18 protein-coding genes and 1 riboswitch are annotated in these 23,107 nt (G+C 47.1%); of the genes, 10 read left to right on the top strand and 8 right to left on the bottom strand.

The window, feature by feature from the left end; translation table 11 throughout:
- Position 1 precedes the first annotated feature (1 nt).
- The 3 genes from cbiB to V5298_RS08235 all read left to right on the top strand — a co-directional run bounded on the left by cbiB (position 2) and on the right by V5298_RS08235 (position 4,163).
- Complete coding sequence (gene cbiB / locus V5298_RS08245; RefSeq protein ID WP_332930984.1) at positions 2-973, top strand: adenosylcobinamide-phosphate synthase CbiB; 972 nt, start codon at positions 2-4, stop codon at positions 971-973.
- Positions 970-1,974, top strand: coding sequence for a threonine-phosphate decarboxylase CobD (cobD, locus tag V5298_RS08240; protein WP_332930983.1), 1,005 nt, complete (start codon positions 970-972; stop codon positions 1,972-1,974). Before cbiB ends, cobD begins: the two co-directional genes overlap by 4 nt.
- Positions 1,975-2,025: 51 nt before the next feature.
- A riboswitch (cobalamin riboswitch) is annotated at positions 2,026-2,200 on the top strand.
- 121 nt (positions 2,201-2,321) lie between these two features.
- Entirely contained in the window at positions 2,322-4,163 is a 1,842-nt protein-coding gene (locus tag V5298_RS08235; protein ID WP_332930982.1) for a TonB-dependent receptor plug domain-containing protein, read from the top strand.
- 98 nt (positions 4,164-4,261) lie between these two features.
- On the opposite strand, the gene V5298_RS08230 is transcribed toward V5298_RS08235, so the two are convergent.
- The gene (locus tag V5298_RS08230; RefSeq protein ID WP_332930981.1) at positions 4,262-5,155 is read right to left on the bottom strand and encodes a LysR family transcriptional regulator; all 894 of its coding nucleotides are present in this window, start codon (positions 5,153-5,155) and stop codon (positions 4,262-4,264) included.
- Between the two features lie 100 nt (positions 5,156-5,255).
- Between V5298_RS08230 and V5298_RS08225 the strand changes: the two genes are divergently transcribed.
- Complete coding sequence (locus V5298_RS08225; RefSeq protein ID WP_332930980.1) at positions 5,256-6,755, top strand: CoA-acylating methylmalonate-semialdehyde dehydrogenase; 1,500 nt, start codon at positions 5,256-5,258, stop codon at positions 6,753-6,755.
- 62 nt (positions 6,756-6,817) lie between these two features.
- Positions 6,818-7,693, top strand: coding sequence for a 3-hydroxyisobutyrate dehydrogenase (gene mmsB / locus V5298_RS08220; protein WP_332930979.1), 876 nt, complete (start codon positions 6,818-6,820; stop codon positions 7,691-7,693).
- 109 nt (positions 7,694-7,802) lie between these two features.
- Here mmsB and V5298_RS08215 read toward each other — a convergent pair whose 3' ends face one another.
- Both V5298_RS08215 and V5298_RS08210 read right to left on the bottom strand, forming a co-directional pair.
- Positions 7,803-8,774 (bottom strand): carbohydrate kinase, encoded by a 972-nt coding sequence (locus tag V5298_RS08215; protein ID WP_332930978.1) that lies wholly within the window; start codon positions 8,772-8,774, stop codon positions 7,803-7,805.
- Between the two features lie 107 nt (positions 8,775-8,881).
- Complete coding sequence (locus V5298_RS08210) at positions 8,882-10,081, bottom strand: ROK family transcriptional regulator (protein ID WP_332930977.1); 1,200 nt, start codon at positions 10,079-10,081, stop codon at positions 8,882-8,884.
- A gap of 374 nt (positions 10,082-10,455) precedes the next feature.
- On the opposite strand from V5298_RS08210, the gene V5298_RS08205 reads away from it, so the two are divergent.
- The gene (locus V5298_RS08205; protein WP_332930976.1) at positions 10,456-11,025 is read left to right on the top strand and encodes a DUF2780 domain-containing protein; all 570 of its coding nucleotides are present in this window, start codon (positions 10,456-10,458) and stop codon (positions 11,023-11,025) included.
- A 73-nt stretch (positions 11,026-11,098) separates the two neighbouring features.
- Positions 11,099-14,137, top strand: coding sequence for a DUF748 domain-containing protein (locus V5298_RS08200; protein ID WP_332930975.1), 3,039 nt, complete (start codon positions 11,099-11,101; stop codon positions 14,135-14,137).
- On the opposite strand, the gene V5298_RS08195 is transcribed toward V5298_RS08200, so the two are convergent.
- Complete coding sequence (locus V5298_RS08195) at positions 14,129-15,346, bottom strand: DEAD/DEAH box helicase (RefSeq protein ID WP_332930974.1); 1,218 nt, start codon at positions 15,344-15,346, stop codon at positions 14,129-14,131. The two genes, V5298_RS08200 and V5298_RS08195, sit on opposite strands and share 9 nt — an antisense overlap.
- A gap of 79 nt (positions 15,347-15,425) precedes the next feature.
- On the opposite strand from V5298_RS08195, the gene V5298_RS08190 reads away from it, so the two are divergent.
- The gene (locus V5298_RS08190) at positions 15,426-15,578 is read left to right on the top strand and encodes a hypothetical protein (protein WP_332930973.1); all 153 of its coding nucleotides are present in this window, start codon (positions 15,426-15,428) and stop codon (positions 15,576-15,578) included.
- A 185-nt stretch (positions 15,579-15,763) separates the two neighbouring features.
- Complete coding sequence (locus V5298_RS08185) at positions 15,764-17,830, top strand: EAL domain-containing protein (protein ID WP_332930972.1); 2,067 nt, start codon at positions 15,764-15,766, stop codon at positions 17,828-17,830.
- A gap of 12 nt (positions 17,831-17,842) precedes the next feature.
- On the opposite strand, the gene V5298_RS08180 is transcribed toward V5298_RS08185, so the two are convergent.
- The 3 genes from V5298_RS08180 to V5298_RS08170 all read right to left on the bottom strand — a co-directional run bounded on the left by V5298_RS08180 (position 17,843) and on the right by V5298_RS08170 (position 20,626).
- On the bottom strand, positions 17,843-18,268 hold the full coding sequence (locus V5298_RS08180; RefSeq protein WP_416351159.1) for a hypothetical protein: 426 nt from the start codon (positions 18,266-18,268) through the stop codon (positions 17,843-17,845).
- Complete coding sequence (locus V5298_RS08175; RefSeq protein WP_332930970.1) at positions 18,256-19,455, bottom strand: hypothetical protein; 1,200 nt, start codon at positions 19,453-19,455, stop codon at positions 18,256-18,258. Before V5298_RS08175 ends, V5298_RS08180 begins: the two co-directional genes overlap by 13 nt.
- Positions 19,456-19,582: 127 nt before the next feature.
- Positions 19,583-20,626: a PLP-dependent cysteine synthase family protein gene (locus tag V5298_RS08170; protein WP_332930969.1), complete on the bottom strand. Its 1,044-nt coding sequence runs from the start codon at positions 20,624-20,626 to the stop codon at positions 19,583-19,585.
- 360 nt (positions 20,627-20,986) lie between these two features.
- On the opposite strand from V5298_RS08170, the gene V5298_RS08165 reads away from it, so the two are divergent.
- On the top strand, positions 20,987-22,183 hold the full coding sequence (locus V5298_RS08165) for a DUF547 domain-containing protein (protein ID WP_332930968.1): 1,197 nt from the start codon (positions 20,987-20,989) through the stop codon (positions 22,181-22,183).
- Positions 22,184-22,260: 77 nt separating this feature from the next.
- Here V5298_RS08165 and asd read toward each other — a convergent pair.
- On the bottom strand, positions 22,261-23,107 hold an 847-nt coding region (gene asd, locus V5298_RS08160), incomplete at its 5' end, for an aspartate-semialdehyde dehydrogenase (RefSeq protein ID WP_332930967.1).

The following is a 23,107-nucleotide window of genomic DNA, read 5'->3' as shown; positions in this document are numbered from 1 at the left end:
CTTGACCGAACTTTTGTCAACTGGCGGTATTTTGTTAACCGCGTTACTCCTCGATAGATGGCTAGGTGAACCGGTACGATTTCACCCACTTATCGGCTTTGGTCATATGGCGAATGGGCTGGAAGAAACACTCAATGTCAGTGATCTGTCACCGGGGTATGGCAAGCTTGCCGGTGTAGTTGCCCTGTTATGTCTTGTGCTCCCCATTGTGGGCCTGTTGTTTTTCATTCTTCACCTTGTTGAACTGCCCTTTTACATATCTTATCTTGTTGATAGCGTTATTTTGTATTTGGCCATCGGTCAACGAAGCCTGTATGAACACACCGCGCCCATCGCCCACGCGTTAGGGCAAAACGCTATTGACTTAGCCCGCAAACAAGTTAGCGGCATAGTGTCACGGGACACACAACAATTATCAGAAAAAGACATCGCCCGGGCCACGGTGGAATCCATACTGGAGAACGGCCATGATGCGGTCATTGCCAGTTTGTTTTATTACCTCATAGGCGGCTTACCGTTGGTGATATTACACCGGCTTATCAACACCCTTGATGCCATGTGGGGATATAAAAATACCCGTTTTATACATTTTGGTTGGGCGGCAGCTCGCTTCGATGACGTGATGGGTTGGCCCTCAGCCAGACTCACCGCTTTGTTGTATAACCTACAAAAACGGCCGGTAAGCCAACAGTGGTCATCATGGCAATTGTCGTGCAAACAGGCCGCCCAGTATAAAAGTGCAAATGGCGGAATGGTGATGGCAGCGGGTGCCAATGTTCTGGGTATTCAACTTGGCGGCGAAAAAGCCCTCTACCATGGGCAGCCCATCCTTAGCCCGGTATTAGGGGCAGGTCGTGAAGTCCACACGAAGGATATTCGTAGAAGCTTAGCTTTACTTCAACGCTCAAGTTTATTGTTGAGTTTGAGTATTTTGGCCATCGGTGGCCTGACTTTTCTTGTGAGCACCCTATGACAGCATTACAACACGGCGGACAATTACTGGCGATGATTAGCCAATACGGTGGTAACAAGGATGACTGGATTGATGTGTCCACAGGAATATCACCCTATTCATACCCAGTCACCCAGCCTCCCATGGATGTTTGGCAACGTTTACCCCAGATTTCAGATACCTTTACCCAAGCCGCGGCCCAATATTACGGCAATGAAGGGGGAATGCCCATTGCCGGCTCCCAAAGTGTGATCCAACTTTTACCCCGGCTATGCGCTCATCAAGAGCAACCCATCCATCGCGTGTGGCTACCTAAAGTGGGCTACAAAGAGCATCAAAAAGCGTGGCAAAATACCTCAATCCCTGTCTGTTTTTATGATGATCTACCTGCTCTATCGGCCATCACCACCCATGATATGGTGGTGCTCATTAACCCCAACAATCCCACCGGCTTTATGGCGAACCAAGACCAACTTGAGGCCCTCCTTCACCGTCTTGAACAACACCTAGGCATGCTGATCATTGATGAAGCCTTTATGGATTGTACGCCTGAACATTCCATGTTGAAGCGGCCGGCGCGGGACAATTTGCTCGTTTTACGTTCTGCGGGAAAATTCTTTGGTTTGGCCGGAATTCGAATGGGCATGTTGTTTGCCCCGCCCCAATGGCGTGATAGCTGTAACGCACTATTAGGCCCTTGGTCGGTGAATGGACCGGCCCTGCATGTGATGACCCAGGCCTTCGCCGATAAAGCATGGCAACAACGCCAGCGAGAAGCGCTGCGGCAAGACAGCGCATGGTTGCATCACACGCTAGGTCATCACTTACACCTGATCTCTACAGGCTCGGGGTTATTTCGTACCATAAAAACGCCCCACGCCAGCCAATGGTTTACACATCTGTGCCAGCATCAGGTATATGCACGGCTATGCGACGAGAAAGACGCCCTGCGTTTTGGCTTACCCCACCCAAGTCAACGCCAGCGGCTGGAAACCGCCATCGCCTCCCTCGTGTCACCTTAAGGAAATAATTAAATTGAATTCAGATTGACTTTGTAGGTGTCAGTTTGTAAGGTTGCGCCCGCTGCTTCAGGTGCCTGTGGATAGTACTTTTATGCTATCTGGACAGGTTAAACGGGAAGTGTGGTATCAACAAACCAAAAACCTTGTTGTAATCCACCGCTGCCCCCGCAACGGTAAGATGCCATTGAGCATTAAGCCCGACACCGGCCTGTCAGACAGTCGATTTACGAATGAAGCGGAGGGCTTCATTGGATTGCTATTGCTCATCAACTCTGGTGGATTCGCACTCCCGTTCTCCCTCCTTCAATCGTTCAAGATAATGATATAGCTATGATTGAGGATGAAACATGCAAGTGAATAAGCTGGCCATGGCCATTGCTTTAAGTTGCGCAACAACATCGGTATTCGCCGCAACAGAGACCCAAACCGAAGAAGACATTGAACATGTCGTGGTTTCCAGTCGCGTTTATACACCATTACGAGAAATCGCCACGTCGGTTTCTGTTGTCACCAAAGATGATATTTTACTGCGAGGTTATGCCAACCTCGCCGATGTGCTGCGTGTGCAGCCGGCTATTCATGTGACAAGCAGCGGCAGTATAGGTTCTGCTACATCACTACGTATTCGTGGTGAAGAAGGCTACAGAACCTTAATTCGCGTAGACGGTGTGGATATCTCTGATCCCACGGGCACCCAGGTTCAACCCCGGGTTGGTCAATTGCTCAGTGACAATATCAATCGCGTGGAAATTCTTCGTGGAACACAAGGGTTGATGTATGGCGCAGATGCCGGCGGTGTGATTAATGTTCAAACCGGTCATACCGAGCAAGGTGTGTATGGTGGCGTACGCGCAGAAGCTGGGCGTTATGACACCACCAACCTGAGTGCAGAAGTCGGTGCCGGCACACAATACGTTGATGCCTACCTTTCTGTTGCTGATTACAGCACCGATGGCTTCAATTCCCGGGTGGATGATGTGGATCTTAAAGACGATGACGGCTATGACAATACCACCGTACATGCCCGGGTAAATGTTCACGCCACCGATAGACTGACCTTGGGCTTCGTGGCTCGCAACAGTGATGGCGATGGCGAATTCGACCATTGTTACAGTGGCGGCTATGTGGACGATTGTACCAGCGAATTTGACCAACAAAACCTTCGCCTAAGCGCTGACTATGCCCTGGACTCTGGACATCATCAATTGGCTTACGCAAAAACCCGGGTTGATCGGGAAAACTTCACCTTAGGTGAAAGCAGTTATCTCACCAAAGGCACCATAGAGCGGGTAGAATACGTGGGCGACACCCAACTCAACGATATTTATCGGGTGGTCTATGGCCTCGATTGGGAAGAAGAGAGCATTACCACCGCCCAGCAAAGTCGTAGCCAAACCGGTTACTACACGGAGCTTCAAGCGAACCCTTCCAACAATTTATTTATCACCGCTGGCCTGCGCTACGATGATAATGAAGATTTTGGCGAACACACCAGCTATCGGTTAAGCGCAGCCCATTTGTGGCAATTAAATACCGGAGAACTCAAACTTCGGGGTGCATACGGTACAGGTTTCCGGGCGCCAAGTTTATATGAAATTGAATACAACAAGGGCCCTTATGCATACGCTCCCGCCTCTGAAACTGATCTCAAAGAGGAAACTTCCGAAGGCTATGAAGTCGGACTCCAATATACGTTGTCACCGGCAACCTCAGTGGAAGTGGTCTATTTCAATCAGGAAATAGAAGACAGCATCTATTTTGATCTCACCGACTATTCCGGCTATCTACAAGATTTAGGCACCTCCTATTCCGAAGGTGTGGAATTGATTGCAAAGTGGGCCATATCCGCCCAATGGCATCTAAATGCCAACTACACCTATAACGATACCGAAGATACCGATGGCGATCAGCGCAGCCGTCGTCCCCGTCAGTTGGGAAATCTTGGGGTAACGTATCAGCGTGATCAATTTACGGCCTCAGCCAATGTCCGCATGGTCGCCGATGCCGTGGATAGCGGTACGCCGTTAAAAGATTACGTGCTACTCGATCTCAGTGCCCGCTATAATATTAGCGATAAACTCGCTGTATTTGGTCGCCTGGAAAACGCCTTGGATGAGGATTATCAGGATATCTCTACCTATAACACCGGTGGCTCTGCCTTCTTTGCCGGTGCTAGCTATACCTTCTAACCTTGTTATGCCGCTTCCAACTTGGAAGCGGCTTCATGCTTTACTGACGTTGCATCATAGCAAAGGGCACAAGGCCCTTGCCTCCTTAAAGAAAAAACTTACTCGCTGACAACGAAGCGGCCTTTGTGCCCTTGAACTTGTTCGGATAACCAGTGCACAAAGGTTTTAAACCGGGCTTGCTCCCGTGTTTCTCGATGAGTCACCAGCCAAAACGTACGCTGAATACGTATTTCATCCGCCAATATCCGTTTTAAAGCAGGCGCATTGCGGCCAATAAATGCCGGCAAAATCCCCACTCCGGCGCCATGGAGCAACATCTGATATTGGGCATTAATACTGGTACTACGTAGCGCCTGAAGATTGGATAACGCGGATTCTTCAATAAACTTTAATTGCGGTGCGTACAACAAATCAGGGACATAACTGACTAAATTAAACGCGCCTAACTCACTGGTATCATGAGGGGTACCGTAGGTATCAAGCAAGGTCTGATGACAATACAAATAAAGCTCATAATCCGTTAGACGCTGAGTGTAAAGCTGTCCGTTGGTAGGCTTTTCAAGCAAAATCGCCATGTCGGCTTCCCGCTTGTTTAAATTTAAAAAGCCACTGGTGGCGACCAGCTCAATGCCAATGGCGGGATATCGCTGCTTAAAGTCGGCCAGTAACGGCGCAAGAAACCAGGTCCCAAAGCCTTCTGAGACACTCACTCTGATGGTACCGCTCAAGTGTTCCCGGTCGCCACTGAGCTCTTGTTGTGCCTGCAACAAATGATGTTCTGCTTTTTCGATGTACTTCACCAAGCGTGTTCCCTGACTGGTGAGCACATAGCCCTTTTTGGTTAATTCAAATAAAGTGCAACTTAGTGCATCCTCCAGCTTTTTTACACGTCGTATTAACGTGGTTGGATCCACACCAGCCCCTTTTGCTGCTAACCCAACACGGCCATTTCTTGCCAACACAAGAAATAGTCTTAAGTCATCCCAATTCATCAAAATGCCTGCATTTTTACAGCTACTGGCTGCAAGTATAGGCCTTGTTTGTTAAAACAAAAAGTAAGAATATTGTTAATACTATGTAAGGAGAACCGCAATGCGAACACTGCCACATTTTATTAATGGTGAAGAAGTCAATTTATCTGATGAAAAACATGCTCAAATCTTTTGCCCAAATACAGGCACAGTTCAGGCTCAAGTACCTTTAGGCACCCATGCAACACTGGAAAGTGCCGTTGCTGCTGCCCGTGAAGCTCAAATGGCATGGGCAGCGACCAACCCCCAGCGCAGAGCGCGGGTAATGTTTAATTTCAAAGCATTAGTAGAAGCCAATAAAGATCGCCTAGCGAAATTACTTTCCAGCGAGCACGGTAAGGTTTTTAGTGATGCCCAAGGCGACATTCAACGGGGGCTGGAAGTCATCGAATTTGCCTGCGGTATTCCCCATGCACTAAAAGGCGAATATACCGAAGGGGCGGGGCCAGGTATTGATGTGTATTCCATGCGTCAGCCCCTCGGTGTGGTTGCCGGCATTACTCCTTTTAATTTCCCCGCCATGATCCCCATGTGGATGTTTGGTGTTGCCATCGCCTGCGGAAATGCCTTTATTCTAAAACCCTCTGAACGGGATCCATCTGTGCCGGTGGAATTAGCTAAACTGATGATTGAAGCTGGCCTGCCTCCCGGTTTGCTTAATGTGGTGCACGGTGACAAAGAAATTGTCGGTTGTATTCTTGATCATCCCGACATAAAAGCCGTAAGTTTTGTGGGCTCATCGGATATTGCCCATGCTGTTTACGAACGTGGTGCACGAGCGGGCAAACGGGTTCAGGCTATGGGAGGGGCGAAAAACCACGGTATTATCATGCCCGATGCCGATTTAAATCAGGTGGTCAAAGATTTGGTTGGTGCCGCCTTTGGCTCTGCCGGTGAACGCTGCATGGCATTGCCTGTTGTGGTGCCGGTAGGAGAAGACACCGCCAATGCCCTGCGTGAAAAACTCATCGCGGCCATGAAACAGATTGTCGTGGCACCCTCTGATGATCCCAAAGCCGATTATGGCCCCGTGGTCACCGCCCAACATAAAGCCCGCATTAGCCACTATATTGATCTTGCAATCAAAGAAGGGGCTGAACTGGTTTACGATGGTAGCAAACATACAATTCCCGGCAATACTGACGGCTATTTTATCGGGCCGACTTTCTTTGACAAGGTCACCGCTTCCATGCAGTCCTATCAGGAAGAAATTTTCGGGCCCGTGTTGCAAATGGTCCGAGCTAATAGCTTTAACGAAGCCTTACAACTGGCCAGCGAACACCAATATGGTAACGGCGTCGCCATCTATACCCGCAACGGTCATGCGGCCCGGGAATTCGCCCGCCGAGTTAACGTTGGTATGGTAGGTATCAACGTCCCTATTCCGGTTCCTGTGGCTTATCACACCTTTGGTGGATGGAAACGCTCATCCTTTGGCGATACCAATCAACACGGAATGGAAGGTGTGAAATTCTGGACGAAAGTCAAAACCATCACCCAACGCTGGCCGGATGGCACGGACAACGACAACAATGCTTTTGATATTCCTACCATGGGATAAGCAAGGCCTGTGCTATTAGCACCAGCACCTATTTTAGTTTTCTAACAACGAGGAAAAATCTGATGAAAAAACTCGCATTTATCGGATTGGGCAATATGGGTTCCGGCATGGCCAAAAACCTAGTGAAACATGAATTTCCGGTGGTGGCCTTTGATCTTAATGAAGCCGCCATGAATAACGCGACCACCTTTGGCTGTAAGATAGCCATTAGTGCACAGGTGGCAGTGAGTGATGCCGATATAGTGATCACTATGCTGCCAGCAGGTGAGCATGTTAAGGCACTCTACGTAAAAGATATTCTCAACAATGTTAAACCAAACACCTTATTGATCGACTGCTCCACTATCGACGTTGCCACCGCACAATATGTCTCGGGTCTGGCCCAGGAAAAACAACTGCCCATGTTAGATGCACCGGTTTCCGGCGGCACTGCCGCGGCATCGGCTGGCACCCTAACCTTCATGGTCGGTGGCGATAGCCATGCCTTTGCACAGGCAAAAGAGGTGCTTAACGCCATGGGAAAAAATGTTATTCATGCTGGCAAGCAAGGTGCAGGACAAGCTGCAAAAATATGCAATAACATGCTCCTTGGCGCATCGATGATTGCCACTTGTGAAAGTTTTCAACTGGCGCAGAAATTAGGCTTAGATCCACAGGTCTTTTACGATATTGCATCCAATGCCTCTGGCCAAACCTGGTCGATGACCAGCTACTGCCCGGTGAAAGGTGTAGGCCCAGAAAGCCCAGCGGATCATGAATTTCAAGGCGGATTCGCTTCAGCACTGATGTTAAAAGATCTTAAGCTTGCCATGCAGGGGGCGCAATCGGTATCTGCCGATGTGCCTATGGGCGAGCGAGCCGCTACGCTGTTTGCTGAACATTGTGAGAAGGGAAATAGCACACTGGACTTTTCATCCATTATTAATCAGTTTAGCTGATGATCCACAAGCAGCGACAACCCTGTCGCTGCCTGCTCTTCTCTTTTATCCGGAACATAAGGCCCCTAAGGGCTAATTGCTGAAATTTCAGCGTGTTTATCGTGATAAATTACGCTTTTTGTTGCTGGATATCTTGTTGTGTCGGCAGCGCATCAAAGGCGCCATAATGTGATACCGCATGGGCGCCACACTGGGTGGCAAACTGCAACGCGTGCATAATTTCTTCTGCGTTTTGCGACCAAGCTTTAAAACTGTCACAATCCGTCACCTGAGAAGATAGCTGATACAAGAAGCCGCCGACGAAGGCATCACCGGCAGCCGTGGTATCCACCGCATTCACATCCGGTGTTGGGAATACCCCTTGGGTATCTTTACTGTAAAACACCACGGGTTCACCACCATTGGTGACAAGTACCAATGAAACACCAGCCGCTAACCAGCTTTGGATTCGCCCTTCTATATTGGCTTCACCATATAATTCCACCAACTCTTCTTTGCTGGCTTTAATAAAATCCACTTGGCGCGCGGTTTCATCAATTTTTTCAGGCGCCAACGCCGCGTCGTCCCAAAATGCAGGACGAAGATTGATATCCAGACATAAGATACTACCGGCTTGCTTAAAGCCCTTGATAGCCTCTTTGGTCACATCCCGCAAGGAAGGCATGGAGACAGACCCCGAACAAAAACTCACAATCCGAGGACAAGCAAACAACCCGTCATCTAAATCCTTAACACTAAGATCAATATGTGCGGCGTTTTCAATATAAAAATCGAAAGAGCGCTCACCGTCAGCGTCCAGGCCCACAAAAGCCAAGGCGGTTTTACCTTTATCAGAATAGGTAGTAAACCGGGTATTCACCCCAAGGGCTTTTAATGTTTTAAGCAAATAATCGCCAAACTGATCTTTACCCAGTTTGCCAAACAGGTAGCTTTCTCCACCTAACTTGGCAGCAGCCACAGCAACATTTGCCGGCGCACCACCTGCAAATTTGCGAAAACTTTCATTGTTTTCATCCACACCGGGCTTTCCCTTTGTGGATAACATGTCGATTAATGCCTCACCCATGCATAAAATTTGCATTTTATCATCTCCGCTCAATGTGTGGACTGCCCAACGGGGTAAAAGAGAAGCAGCAATTTATTGCAGTTTTAACAATAAATCAACTAATTTTATTTAATTGATAACAACTAATTGCTGTATAGCATTAAAAGAGGCAAATGAGCACTCCCCAAAGATTGGGCATCGGCACCCACAGAACCTTCTAGAAGCGTCACTGGGGTGAGTCCCCGTTTATCCGCGTCCGCCAGCTTTTGCTTACACGATGCCACCACCTTTGCAAGTACACCACGGGGCAGCGCCCCTTCAATGACCACCGCATCCAAATCGAGGATCCCGTGGGCATTGAGGGCGGCGTGGGCCAGACCAGAGGCAACATCATTAATCCACCCATCTAAACCGGGCAAGTCATGGGGCCAGGGGGCGGTGTTGCTATGCAAAAACGTGCTGTCAATTTGATGCTCGTTAAGCATGCGCTCTAAAAGATAAAGTGACGACTGATTGATAAGCTGTGTCTGTGTACCGCCCTGATTAAATGGCAAAGATCCTAGCGCTCCGGCATTACCGTTACGGCCCACATGAAGTTGGCGATTGATAACCAACCCCCCACCGACAAAAGTCCCAATAAAGCAATATAAATAATCATTCAGTTGTTTGTGTTTTCCATACCACAGTTCGGCAGCACAAGCCGCTGTGTGGTCGTTACACATAAACACAGGCAGGGAAATCATCTGTTGTAAGGCCGGTACAATGGCCAGTTGACGCCATTGTTCTAATACCGCTTCCGGGGCTCCAGCCTGTTCACTCCAACGCCAAATTTCAAACGGCATTGCCACCCCAACACCACATAACTTTTGTTTTTGTTCTGCTGTAAGAGGTGCCGTCACTGCCGGGATGGCCTTTTGCACAAACCGATTCATGGCATCCACCGTAGGATACTGCCATTGCTCGCGTAACGAAGCTTGCACCTTGCCGCAAAAATCAATGAGTGTCAGTTGAATACTCCGTCGCCCAATACGGATCCCTAACCCAAATGCGCCTTGGGCATTGAGTGAAAATGGGATGGACGGCTGGCCCCGCTTCCCTTTTTGCGGTGCGCCCCGAAGCACAAGTCCTTCTTGTTCAAGCTTATTGATAATAACCGTAGCCGCTTGGGCCGACAGCCCTGTCTCTTTGGCAATAATGGATTTTGGCAGGTGATGGTGTTGCCGGATCAGCGCCAAGATCCGTCGTTCATTGGCGGCTCTTAAGCCTGACTGGCCTTTAGGCGAAGAATGTTGTTGCAACCACGACTCAACGTCAGTGTCTTGGGGCGAATTTTTGGCAGGCATATGGGTTCTACTCAGATAAATCACTATAATTTATTTTTATAAAGCGTCTCTTTTATACCTTGATTGAATGTCAGCGCATTGTAAAGGTCGTTTATTATTTCATTACGGTTGATTTATAATCTTCTGCAAATATTTACATTCACATACAATCTCGGATACTCGCCCTTTTCTTCCTCTACCACGGCAATTTTAGTAAGAAGTATAAGTGCGCCTATGGAAAGAAACGGATAACATTTGCGATTGTAAAATCGGATAACTAATTGAGCCGATAGTATTTGTTTAAATGGTGTAAACCGTACGCAATTAAATTGCGTAACCCCATCTAAGCAGTATCAGGACCTTTTGACTTTCGCTCTACATACAGGAGTATTACCATGAACTTTAAACCCGCTGTTGTTACTGCCGTCCTTGCACTTACTTTCGCGCTGCCTGCCAGTGCAAGTACTTCTCTTCAAGACTTATCAAGCTTGTTGGGCAAAGACACCTCCACCACAGAAACCACTGAAGAAACCACCTCTAGTTTGGATGTAAGTAGCTTAGTCAGTAGCGTAACTGAAAACCTCGGTGTGACTGAGTCTCAATCTGAAGGCGGTTTGGCGTCCATTTTCAGTTATGTAAAAGGTAACCTATCCACCTCTGATTACTCCGAATTGGCCAGTAATATCACAGGTCTAGATTCCTTGTTAGAAAGTGTACCAGATACAGATAGCACTGAAAGCAGCAGTACCAGTGCCCTGTCTGGCCTGATGGATAAAGCCTCTGAATACAGTGACACCATCAGCTCGGTTAACGAACTGCAAAGTCAATTTGAATCCTTAGGTTTGTCTACTGATATGATCAGCAGCTTTGTATCACAAATCAGCAGCTACTTTAGCGCTGAAGATGCAACAGAAACCCAATCTATTTTTGAATCAGGACTAGATAATTTACTCTCAGCTTTATAAGCTGCATTTGGCGGGCTGAATATTTCCTTTCTTACAGCCCGCTACCTTCTTCTCTTTTTTGATAGCTAAGACCATGCCTAAAAATCTGATAAACCGATTCAAAACAAAACCCAGATGGTTTCGTTTTTCTGTCATCACGCTGTGTGTATACAGCATCTATCTAGTCACCTTAGGCTTAGCAGTTCCTGCATACCTGAAAAGTACACTACCGGATACGCTTTCTGAAACGTTAAACGCCAATGTCTTAGTGGGTAACGTTAGCATTAACCCTTTTTTACTTCGTGCTCATGTATCCGCCCTTGGCGTTACCAACAAAGATGACGTTACCCCGCTATTCCATTTTGACGATCTTATTGTGGATATCAGCGCTTGGCGCAGTATTTTCACGCTAACGTTGACCCTTGATGACTTAACACTGAACGGGCCATACCTTCACCTTGCGCGTCTAGAGGGCGGCGAAAACCCGCGCTTTAATGTCTCAGCCATTGTCGATCACCTAACTGCAACCGAAGAAACGCCCCCAGAAGAAGAATCGGAGGAGAGTGAGTTATTACGACTGAAGCTGGATCACCTCGCTTTGCTCAACGGCCATGTGCTGATATCCGATTCGGTGACAGGCGCTGAGCTTGATTACCCTGAACTGTCTGTGGCCTTAACCGATTTAGATACTCAAGCTACGCCTAGCGAAAACGCAGCGAACAACAAAGACACAGAAAACCAATACGATTTTACCGCTGTCACAGCACAAAACGGCACCATCAGCGTAAACGGCTTTTTTCAGCTTTCTCCCTTAGCCGTGGATACCCACATTGCCTTAGAACACTTTGCACTCACCCCGTTTTGGCCGCTGATTAAAGATCAGGTTGATGGCACCCTGAGTGACGGTTCTATCAGTTTTGCCCTTAATGCCACGCTCAACCAAACCGCTGATGATCTAGTGGTAAAGGTTACTGATGGTCAGTTGAGCATAGATGCCCTTACGCTGATGCAAAACGATGTGCCTAAAATTACCCTACCGGCCATTGTTGTTGATAACATCAACATGGATTCCCAAGCCCAAACCGTCACCATCGATTCTGTCACCGTAAAAGCACCTCGCATAGACACCACTGTCGATGCACAAGGTAGCGACCTACAACGATTGTATGTTGCCGAGGCCACACCCGAGGAAGCCGCGCCAACCCCAACGGCTGACGCCAGCGATGAGGGAGAATGGCAAGTGATTTTAGATCAGTTTGGTATTCAAAATGGGGAAGTGATTGTGCGCGAAAACGCCGTCACCGATACCGTTAACTGGCAAATTAACAACATTGCATTTAGCACCGGGAAAATTGATACCCAGTTTACACAACCAATAGATTTTTCCCTGTCCCTTAAAGCCGGAAGTGATCAACTTGCCGCCGCACAGCATGCCGGTTTCAATACCCAGGGCAGCGTTGACGTGGCAGAGCAACAGGTCTCAGGTTCTTTGGCCTTTGACGATTTTGCACTGGCCCAGTTACAGCCTTACATTGCACACTATGCCAACGTCACCATGAACAATGGTCACTTATTTGCTTCAGCTGATTACAAAGCCGACGCTCAGGGCGATATCCAGGTTGCGGCAAATGCACGGATTGACCAGTTACAGGTAAACGATGCTGGGAAAAATGAGCCGTTGCTCAGTTGGGCTTCCCTCGACGTGGCAGATGTTCAATTTGATAACCTCGCCAACGCCTTATCCGTTAAGCAGGTTACACTTTCCGCGCCGTACGCCAACATCCAAATTGATGAAAATAAGCAAACAAACCTAAGTGACTTACTTCGAGAACAACCCCCAAGTGACGATACCCCAACCTCCACGGCACAGAAATCTGCCAGTGAAGATGATGCCGACGCTACGCCAATGACTGTGGATATTGCCGAAGTGACCATCACTGACGGTAGCGCTTATTTTGCCGATTATTCCTTAACGCCCCGCTTTGCCTCAGGTATTGCCGATCTCAACGGTGCCATCACCCAATTAAGTTCCCAAACAGACACCCGTGCAGGGGTCGATTTAAAAGGTAAGATAGACAGCTATGCGCCGGTTAAATTGCAAGGCGAGTTAAACCCGTTTCTTGCCTCACCGTATCTGGATCTCGACTTCTCCGTTTCTGGTGCAGAACTGACCTCGGTCAATCCCTATTCCGGTACTTACATGGGCTATTACATCGATAAAGGCTTGATGTCATTGGATGTGAGTTATCGATTAGAAGACGAGCAATTAAAGGGTGAAAATCATCTTGTTATCGATCAATTAACCCTGGGTAAGAAAACCGACTCCGAAGATGCTTTACAGCTTCCTCTTGGACTCGCCGTGGCCTTGCTGGAAGACCAAAATGGGGTCATTGATTTGGGACTGGAAGTCTCTGGTGATGTAAATAGTCCGGATTTTAGTTTCGGATCCATTATTCTTAATGCCATAGGCAACATCATTACTAAGGCGGTGACTGCGCCCTTCTCCTTGCTTGCCAGCTTAGTTTCATCGGACGAAGAACTTAATATTGTAGACTTTGCCGCCGGGATAAATGAGCTGGATGACAACGGGAAGGAAAAGCTCACGACACTGGCAGAGGCCCTCAAACAGCGCCCTGGCTTACGGGTGAATATTGAAGGCTCGGTGGATGCCGTCGCTGACAGTCGCGAATTAGCAGAACAGACGTTACAAAATATCCTACTTACTCGCTCGTCTTTAGCCGCATTGCCCGAAGATCTGTCTGCCAGTAGCTTTCCTTTAGAAGGCCCGTTATCAGACAGTCTTATGGCGTTATTTAATGAGGTGATGGACAGTGATGTGGCAAGTGAAAAAGAACACATTAGTGCCCAGTTGCAACAGGAAAATACCGATACACCGGTAGAAGACAATGCCATACAACAGGCATTGACCATCAGTTTGTATAACCAGTTAAGAAACCACTATCAAGCCAGCGAAGCGGATTTGACCGTACTGGCCGACTCGCGGGCAAAAGCAGTAAAAAGCTATTTGGTCAATGTGGCAGAAGTGGATGCTAACCGGTTGTTTTTAACGAATAGTCAGCATCACCTACAAGAGGATTTTAACGGCGTCAATCTTACGCTGGAATCAAAATGATTCCGAGTTTGCCCCTTTAGGCTTCTTTGGTTTTTTCGGTCTTTTCGGTGCCGTTAAACGGGTTTCACTTAACATCTGGCTGGGTTCAAACCCGGCCAGGGTTTCCCGAGGTAACAACTTTTGAATGAGTGTCTCGATATCTTTAAGTTGAGACAACTCATCGGCACTGACTAATGACCAAGCCTCACCGGTAGCACCAGCCCGTCCAGTTCGACCGATACGGTGCACGTAGTCGGCGGCAGTATTCGGTAAATCCAGGTTAACCACAATGGGCAACTGGGCAATATCAATACCTCGGGCCGCAATATCTGTAGCCACCAGCACGTTGATTTTACCGTCTTTAAAATCGCTTAGCGCACGAGTACGGGCGCCCTGACTTTTATTGCCGTGGATAGCGGCACTGGGTATACCAGAGTTGGTCAAGCGTGTCGCAACCCGGTTTGCACCATGTTTGGTACGACTAAACACCAAGGTTTGTCGCCAATTCTGCTGTTTGATTAGCGTAGTAAGCGCGCTGACTTTTTTCGATTTATCCACGTTCACTAACCGCTGCTGTACTTCCGCAACCGTGGTATTCGGGCGGGCAGTGGTAATCTTTACCGGATTCGAAGCGATGGATTCACCCAGCGCGGTAACGGTAGGTGAAAAAGTCGCAGAGAAAAGCAGGTTTTGACGCTTCTTCGGTAGTACTTTTAAAATGCGTTTAATATCATGGATGAATCCCATGTCCAGCATTCTGTCAGCTTCGTCCAAGACTAAGACTTCTAACTGCTCAAACTTCACCGCATGTTGCTGATACAAGTCCAGAAGGCGTCCTGGTGTGGCCACCAAAACATCGGTGCCTCCACGCAATCGCTTCATTTGCGGGTTAATACCAACACCGCCAAACACCACGGTGGTTTTCAGTTTCAAAAACTGATTAAACCCGCGAATGTTATCTTCGACCTGTGCAGCCAATTCACGTGTGGGAGTCAAAATTAACGCCCGCACCTGATTGGCCCTAGCCGGTTGCCCAGCTTGTAAATTTTGTAATATTGGTAAAGCAAAACCGGCAGTTTTTCCTGTGCCTGTTTGTGCTGCGGCCAAAACATCTTTGCCGGATAAAATAACCGGAATGGCCTGCGCCTGAATAGGAGATGGCGACTCATAACCCAACGCGGACACCGCTTTAAGTAGCGATGAACTTAAACCCAAGGGGGTAAACGACATGAAAACCTCAAAATGTGTGTAAAGGAGAGTATAAAATACAATTAAGGGGCTGAACCCCGTTTGCACAGAAGGGCTATCAATGTTAACGCAGGCTAAAATCAGTCGATTTCTGGAAGTAGAGCAAGAGACTCACAAAGAACTAACGGAAGAAGCTTTACAAATAGTAATAGAACCTTCAAAAGGCAGGCAGAGTTTAACAGGACTTCTGGCAAATAGCGAGGTGGATTTTTAACCTCGCAAGATTACCACCCTATCCCTCCACTCACGGCAATATTAATCAATGGGTTCCAAGCACACGTTGAAAGGCACCATTAGCGGCACTAAAACACCATCAAAAATGGATAAATAGCAGCTTTCGTCTAATCTTAACGGTATATGTCCCAATAATTATTAGAACAGCAGTCATAAGGTCGCATATTGAAAAGCCTCCGGTCACACATCGCCGTCATCACCTTGGTTTCAATTTCCCTTATCAGTGGACTTGTTATCTGGGTGTCGTTACAGGTTTATGAAGGCTTGTACGAAGATTTTGTTTCCGAACAACTGACCTCATTAACCGACAATATCACGGTGGATCTCCTCCCCTATATGAACGAAGAACCCGGCAACTTTTCCATCGTTAGTATTTTATTACGCCTAGATGAATATGAAAATGTCGAATTTGCCCAAGTCTATAATGCACAAGGAACCCTTATTTCATCTTACACGGGGCAAAGTACGCCACACCTTCGACTTGAGAATACGCCCTACCACAGCATAGATAGCCAAAAAGCACGGTTCGAATTAGATTACGGCCTCAATATCGAGGATGGTCACATTCAAATCGTGAAGATGATTGGCAACCCACAGCTTGTACAAGGCAAGCTTGTTTTGTCTTATAACATTGAAAATGCACTCGCTGCCAGTCGTCGGGACTTCACCTATTCAACCCTTCCGTTTGTGCTAACGATCCTGATCTTTTCTCTTTTTATCGTGCTTGAATTGCAGCGACGCTCACTGCTCCCGTTATTTAAACTTATTGCCAAAATGCGTCATATAGAAAAAACAAAAGACTACGCAGTGGCGGTAAACATTGAGGGGAAATCAGAAATACGAGCTCTCACCCGAGGCTTCAACAATATGATGTCTGACATCAGTCAGCAAACAGAACAAATCAATCAGAAAAACCGTTTGCTTACACGACAACAGGCACAAATGGAGAAACTGGCGAATTTTGATCCCCTAACAGGGCTGCCCAACCGCCAATTTCTAATGAAAAGCCTTAGTATCGAACTGGCCCGCGCAAAGCGTCATGAACGTGATGTTGCCATACTCTTTCTTGATTTAGACGGTTTTAAAATGGTCAACGATTCTTTTGGCCATGACGTCGGCGACAAATTGCTGTGTGAGATTTCCGATGAAATCACCACAAACCTTCGGGAAGGCGATATTGTTGGACGTTTAGGGGGAGATGAATTTGTTGTGATCCTAAGTGATGAAGTCAGTCTGATAAAAATTGAAGAAATTGCCCAAAGACTCGTCGATACTTTAAGCACCTCCCACATAGTCGAACAATGGAAGCTAGAAACCGGAGTGAGTATTGGCATTGCAATGGCCAAAGATTGTGATTATGACCCTGTCACCTTGATTAGCAATGCCGATGTTGCCATGTACCATGCAAAGCGCTGCGGCAGAAGCCAGTATACCTTGTTTACCCGTATCATGCAGGACGACAACCAGCGTATGCTTCGTATTGCCACCAGCATTTATACAGCGCTTGAAAACAACGAATTTTTCATTGCTTACCAGCCTAAAGTTGATGAAAACGGCTCAGTGAAAAGCCTAGAAGCGTTATTGCGCTGGTACAATCCCCATTTTGGTATCGTATCACCGGGCGAATTTATCCCCATCGCGGAGCAAAGCGACAAAATTTCAGCCATCACCACCTGGGTAATAAGCCAGGTATGCAAAGATGTGCCGCATATTCTGGCTAAACACGGCTATGCAACTACCGTATCATTAAACCTCTCGGCATCGGACCTTCAAAATGAAAAGCTGATACAGTACGCCCTCTCATCGGTTGAGGGGTTAGGGCCCCATGCCAGTGCCATTGAATTTGAAATTACCGAATCGGCCTTTTTAAAGAACTTTCAATCCGGTAATACCTTTTTTGAACAAGTACGTAAAATAGGCTGTAAAATTGCGCTTGATGATTTCGGTACGGGCTATTCGTCTTTAAGTTATTTAACAGAATTTAATATCGATACACTAAAAATTGACCAACAGTTTGTCAATCAAATTGGTAAGTCTGAACGCTCAGAGCTCATCACTGTCACCATCATTGATATGGCAAAAAACTTAAACCTAAGCGTGTGTGCAGAAGGGGTAGAAACCCCCGAGCAAGCAAGGTTTCTTATTGAGCATGGTTGTGAATTGCTGCAAGGATATTATTATGGCAAGCCAGAGCCCCTGGAAACGAGTCAGGAAATTGAACTTATTCAATAACTTAAAATATCCTTACTGGAGTTGATAAATAACGGATAACGACGGTGGAAGTTCCATACCGGCGGGTAAATATCCGACGCAGTCCTCGTGTTGTAACAGATAGTCCAACATTTCATCCACCGTTTGTACTTCCACTGGAGGATGACTCCGCCCACTAAAACGCATTTGTGCCCAGTAGGATTGAATGCGTGATTCCGTTAACCCCACTATACGGGTATTAAAAATAAGCCGCTCTTTCACACCAGGCGCAAAGGCAACAGGGGTTAAATTATCTAACATCCCGCCCATAAATAAATTTCGGATTTCATGTTTTTCCAAAGACCGCAATGGCGCCTGTGTATGGGCGACCACCACAAGCTGCTCACTGGCTGTGGCACCTGTACTTACCACAAGGCTAGCAACCATGAAAAAGAGGATATATTTGATCAAAATACCCACTCCACACCGAGCTGGTACAAGATTGCCTTTCGATCGAAATCCTGGGCACTTTCTTTGATATGAAAAAATGACGTTTTTCCACGCTCGCCATTGAGAAATGACACCTCGGCTTTAAATGCAAACGAGGGCGACCAATCCCATCGCCCAGTTAATGTAACCGTATTTAAGTCATCAATGGGATACATGGACGCGAAGTCTTCCAGACCGTAATAAAGACTATCAAGGTTAGGATCAACGCCTACCGGAATCGTGTTATCGAGCGTATTTAGCGTTTGCTTAGAATGGGAAAAGGTGATTAAAAATTGAAATTCATTCCAATGTCGTCCCAGTGTAAGGTAGTAATTATCAATGCCGGAAAGCATCGCTGTATCAGTACTCACTTTCATTCGTTCTGCAACAAAAAACCAATCAAGACTGTCGTACGTTAACCCCATGACATAGGATTCGGCACTGCCGTCCAACTGAAAGAATGCCGCGAGCTCGCTGTAACCAGCTCCCGTCAAGGCTCCAATTAGTTGCTCTATACCATCGATTTTTACTTCGAGATCTTGACTGGCTAGCGATGCCACCCTAAATTGCAGCCCGCTGTATGTTACCTGTACAACGCCCCCATAAAGCTGATTCACCTCAAGGGAAAAATGCGATCCACTGGCGGTAACCTCATCTTCAAAACTGCCATAATAGAGCTCGGTTTCGACATACACTTTATCTAAATTAAATCGATATCGCCCAGTGATGCCATCATACTGAGGAAAAAACAAATAACTGCCATAAAGTTGCTGTGGCGCCGATAACCAAGGATAGGTAAACCCCACATCCACAACATCAGAATATTTTAGATACGGCGTACGTAATCGGCCAGCCTTAAATTGCCAGGCAGATGACGGTTCATAGTTCAGGTAAAGCCATTGAACGCCTGAGTCACGGGAGTCATCACTATGCGCAAGCAATTGCGCAGACACAGAAAGCTGAGAGGAAAAGGCGTAATCAACCTGAAAGCCCAACAAGGATTTTTCTGACAGACTGACTTTATTTTCATAGCCTTCAAAGCTGGCTTCATCAGTATTTAGGTAGCCCGCAACCAACCTAGCGAAACCAGAAAACTCAATGCCAGAGGGCTCCGTGGCGCCGAAGGACGAGAATCCAGGCAGCATTAGGCACAGGCATAACCCATTGCAGATTTTCAAACGAGTATTCCTTTACGAAAAGACTTCATGAATATAAAAATATGCATTTAAGTATTGTCGTACAGGAACAATTTCGCCAATAAAATGAGAGATTTATTTCATTGGCTAGCGGGCTGAATTTCCCCCATCATCCCAGCCAACGAGCAAGTTGTTCATCATATTCATCAGTGGAACCAAACTCCTGCTTCACCCATTCATCATTATAATAGGTATCAAGATAGCGTTCGCCGCTATCACACATCAGTGTCACGATTGATCCTGTTTCGCCCCGCTGTTGCATTTGGCGAGCTACGTGAAACACGCCCCACAAATTGGTGCCTGTGGATGCCCCAGCTTTAATACCCGCCCTTCGATTCAACCACCGCATGGTGGCAATACTGGCCAGATCAGGCACTTTTAACATGTTATCAATTACATCTATCTGAAATGACGCTTCCACCTGAGGGCGACCAATGCCCTCAATACGACTGCCTCGGTTGGCGGTGAGATCCGGTCGTTTTAGATTAAAGCTGTCGTAAAAAACAGAATGCTCCGGATCCACCACCAGCAATTTGGTGTTGATACCTCGGTAGCGGATATACCGGCCAATGGTGGCAGACGTACCACCAGTGCCCGCACTCATTACCACAGTATGAGGGATGGGATGCGGCTCTGCCGACATCTGTCCAAAAATACTCTCAGCGATATTGTTACTACCCCGCCAATCCGTTGCCCGCTCGGCATACATAAACTGATCCATAAAGTAGCCATTTTTCTGCTGGGCAATACGTTGCGCTTCATCATGCATTTGAGTTGGACAATCAACAAAATGGCACTGGCCACCAAAGGCTTCAATGAGACGAATTTTACTTTGGGCGGTACTGCGAGGCATCACCGCAATAAACGGAATGCCCAGCATACGTGCAAAATAAGCCTCCGATACCGCCGTACTGCCTGATGACGCCTCTACCACGGTGGTATTTTCGTGGATTTTGCCGTTACACAGAGCATACAGAAACAAAGAACGGGCCAAACGATGCTTTAAGCTACCAGTAGGATGGGTACTTTCATCCTTTAAGTAGATATCGATACCGGGTAATGACCCACTGTCTAATTTAATGAGATGTGTATCTGCTGAACGCTGGTAATCGGCATTTATCTTCTTTACTGCTTGCGCTATCCACAATGACATGATGACACCCTGCTTTGTAATTTCGAGTGAATATAATAGCTGAATGAAAATAGAATATTCATGTCAGATAAATCAAAAATCATCACATATTGAGCATATATTTTCGAATATATAATAAATGATAGAATTTAACACCAAGTAAAGTCATTTTATTAGTGTCCTGTACAGGCTTGCATTGTTCCTTTTCTTGTGGACGTGTTTGCCGACGCGACAAGGGTGGTATGGCAATTTTTGCTGCCGCTTTATTCGCCTAAAAACATCTCTGACAGCTTGAAGTCTTTAACCAATCAGCTTATAAGCGTATAGGCGATGTAAAGAAACACACAAACACTCACTTCAGCATAGATAAAGGACATTAAAATGAGAATAGGAACGCTGGTTATATTCATGCTCTGTTCATTGGGCGGCCCCCTTACTTTCGCGGATGAACAAAAAATTCCAGCCCCTTTTAGGGGCGACGATGAGAACGCAAAACTGGAAGTGTCTTACGATGATTTAAATGCGTTTTTGCAAGCTCAGGTCTTAGATGTGGGGCGCTCTACCCGAGAAAAAGCCCCCCGTCCGCAAAACACAGGTAGCCGTATCAAGGTTCGCATTAATCGCCTTACTGCGCTGGAAGGAAATCGGTTTAACTTTGAATCACTCCGAGATGAAGAGGTGGCCAATATACTCACCGTTTTACAAGATAGCCTTGAAGCCTTACCCTCGGAAGTCCCCCTGCATTATCTCAACCGCAATGAACAACTGGCCTATTGGTTAAACCTGTATAACTTCACCTTACTGGATGAAATGGCAAAGGCCTCGCCCTCTGGCAGCATAAAGCGGCTGCTCGATTACGGCGATAGCGATTCCATTCTTGCCCAAAAAACCCTTAACGTAGCGGGCGTTCCTTTAAGTTTAGACGATATCCAATTTACCATTTTAAAAGAGAAGTACCCGAGAAACCCGTTGGTGATCTATGGATTGTTTCAAGGGAATATCGGCGGCCCCAGCATTCAGCCTAAAGCCTTTAGCGGAAAAAATGTATGGCGCCAATTAGAAGACGCTGCAACGGAGTTTGTCAATTCTAACCGAGGAACCTATTATGACGGCAAAGTATCGGTTTTTTATGAGCGCAACTTAGTCTTTTTCGATAACGATGTTGCAGAGCTTAAGGATCACTTACTCGACTACCTTGAAGACGAGATGTACACCGAAATTCGGGATGCCGAGGCGCTGGAGTTTGGCAATCAAGACTGGCAACTGGCCAACCTGACCGGGGGTACCCGTGAGTATGGCGGCTCCAGTATGATAAACGGCTCAGCCATATTAGATGCCGTTCGGTCTACCCAGCCTACCAGCAGTGGGGACGGCGGGATGGCTTTATCCAATATCGAGAACCCATTTGGTGAAAGCTTGACAGAAAAAGCGCGATTGGGCACCCGTTTCCCCGCCACTCAGCTAGAAATATTACAACGTATTAAAAAGATACAAGCTATCAACGCAGGGAAAGTGGATATTACCGATTTAGATGCCGATGCCGTACAAGAGGAAATGGACAAAAAAGAGAATAATTAATTTTATTAGATCATGAAAAAAGGCCCCCCAGTGTAAACTGGAGGGCCTTTTGTCTTTTAACACCAACCCGTTAAAACTTATTTTTCCAATAAGATGCGCAACATTCTGCGCAGAGGCTCTGCCGCGCCCCACAATAACTGATCGCCTACGGTAAAGGCTGAAATATACTCGGGCCCCATGTTCAGTTTACGGATCCGACCCACAGGAACAGATAAAGTCCCGGTTATTTTGGCTGGCGTAAGCTCTGCCATGGAAACCTCTCTGTCATCGGGGATCACTTTCACCCAGTCATTGTGACTCGCCAATATTTTTTGGATCTCATCAACACTGATGTCTTGCTTTAACTTCAAGGTTACCGCCTGGCTATGACAACGCATAGCGCCTACGCGCACGCACAATCCGTCAATGGGTACTGGCGCATCTTGAGTTCCAAGAATCTTATTCGCCTCGGCCTGGGCTTTCCACTCTTCGCGACTTTGGCCTGAAGGCAGTTGACTATCAATATACGGAATCAGGCTGCCCGCCAACGGCACGCCAAATTGCGCCGTAGGATTCTCGTCAGAGCGAATAAACTCGGCCACTTTTTTATCGATGTCTAAAATGGCACTGGCGGGATCATCGAGTAAATCCTTAACATGACCGTGCACCGCGCCCATTTGTTCAAGCAGCTCACGCATGTGCTTGGCACCTGAACCAGAAGCGGCTTGATAGGTCATTGGCGAAGCCCATTCCACCAAGTCCTGTTCAAAAAGACCGCCTAATGCCATCAACATCAGCGATACTGTACAGTTACCACCTACAAATGTTTTTACATTACCGGCGATGCCCTTGTCTATTTCTTTTCTGTTTACCGGATCAAGGACAATAACCGCATCATCGCTCATACGCAGCGCTGACGCCGCGTCGATCCAATAGCCCTGCCAG

This window comes from Alteromonas sp. 14N.309.X.WAT.G.H12 (assembly GCF_036697315.1).
In the GTDB taxonomy this organism is placed as follows: domain Bacteria; phylum Pseudomonadota; class Gammaproteobacteria; order Enterobacterales; family Alteromonadaceae; genus Alteromonas.
Note: the sequence above shows the minus strand (reverse complement) of the source record. Positions and strands in the feature narration are given on the sequence as shown.

Excerpts from the sequence above, each read along its gene's own strand:
- cobD (WP_332930983.1), top strand. The coding sequence starts at position 970 with ATGACAGCATTACAACACGGCGGACAATTACTGGCGATGATTAGCCAA.
- V5298_RS08235 (WP_332930982.1), top strand. The coding sequence starts at position 2,322 with ATGCAAGTGAATAAGCTGGCCATGGCCATTGCTTTAAGTTGCGCAACA.
- V5298_RS08230 (WP_332930981.1), bottom strand. The coding sequence starts at position 5,155 with ATGAATTGGGATGACTTAAGACTATTTCTTGTGTTGGCAAGAAATGGC.
- V5298_RS08225 (WP_332930980.1), top strand. The coding sequence starts at position 5,256 with ATGCGAACACTGCCACATTTTATTAATGGTGAAGAAGTCAATTTATCT.
- mmsB (WP_332930979.1), top strand. The coding sequence starts at position 6,818 with ATGAAAAAACTCGCATTTATCGGATTGGGCAATATGGGTTCCGGCATG.
- V5298_RS08215 (WP_332930978.1), bottom strand. The coding sequence starts at position 8,774 with ATGCAAATTTTATGCATGGGTGAGGCATTAATCGACATGTTATCCACA.
- V5298_RS08210 (WP_332930977.1), bottom strand. The coding sequence starts at position 10,081 with ATGCCTGCCAAAAATTCGCCCCAAGACACTGACGTTGAGTCGTGGTTG.
- V5298_RS08205 (WP_332930976.1), top strand. The coding sequence starts at position 10,456 with ATGAACTTTAAACCCGCTGTTGTTACTGCCGTCCTTGCACTTACTTTC.
- V5298_RS08200 (WP_332930975.1), top strand. The coding sequence starts at position 11,099 with ATGCCTAAAAATCTGATAAACCGATTCAAAACAAAACCCAGATGGTTT.
- V5298_RS08195 (WP_332930974.1), bottom strand. The coding sequence starts at position 15,346 with ATGTCGTTTACCCCCTTGGGTTTAAGTTCATCGCTACTTAAAGCGGTG.
- V5298_RS08190 (WP_332930973.1), top strand. The coding sequence starts at position 15,426 with ATGTTAACGCAGGCTAAAATCAGTCGATTTCTGGAAGTAGAGCAAGAG.
- V5298_RS08170 (WP_332930969.1), bottom strand. The coding sequence starts at position 20,626 with ATGTCATTGTGGATAGCGCAAGCAGTAAAGAAGATAAATGCCGATTAC.
- V5298_RS08165 (WP_332930968.1), top strand. The coding sequence starts at position 20,987 with ATGAGAATAGGAACGCTGGTTATATTCATGCTCTGTTCATTGGGCGGC.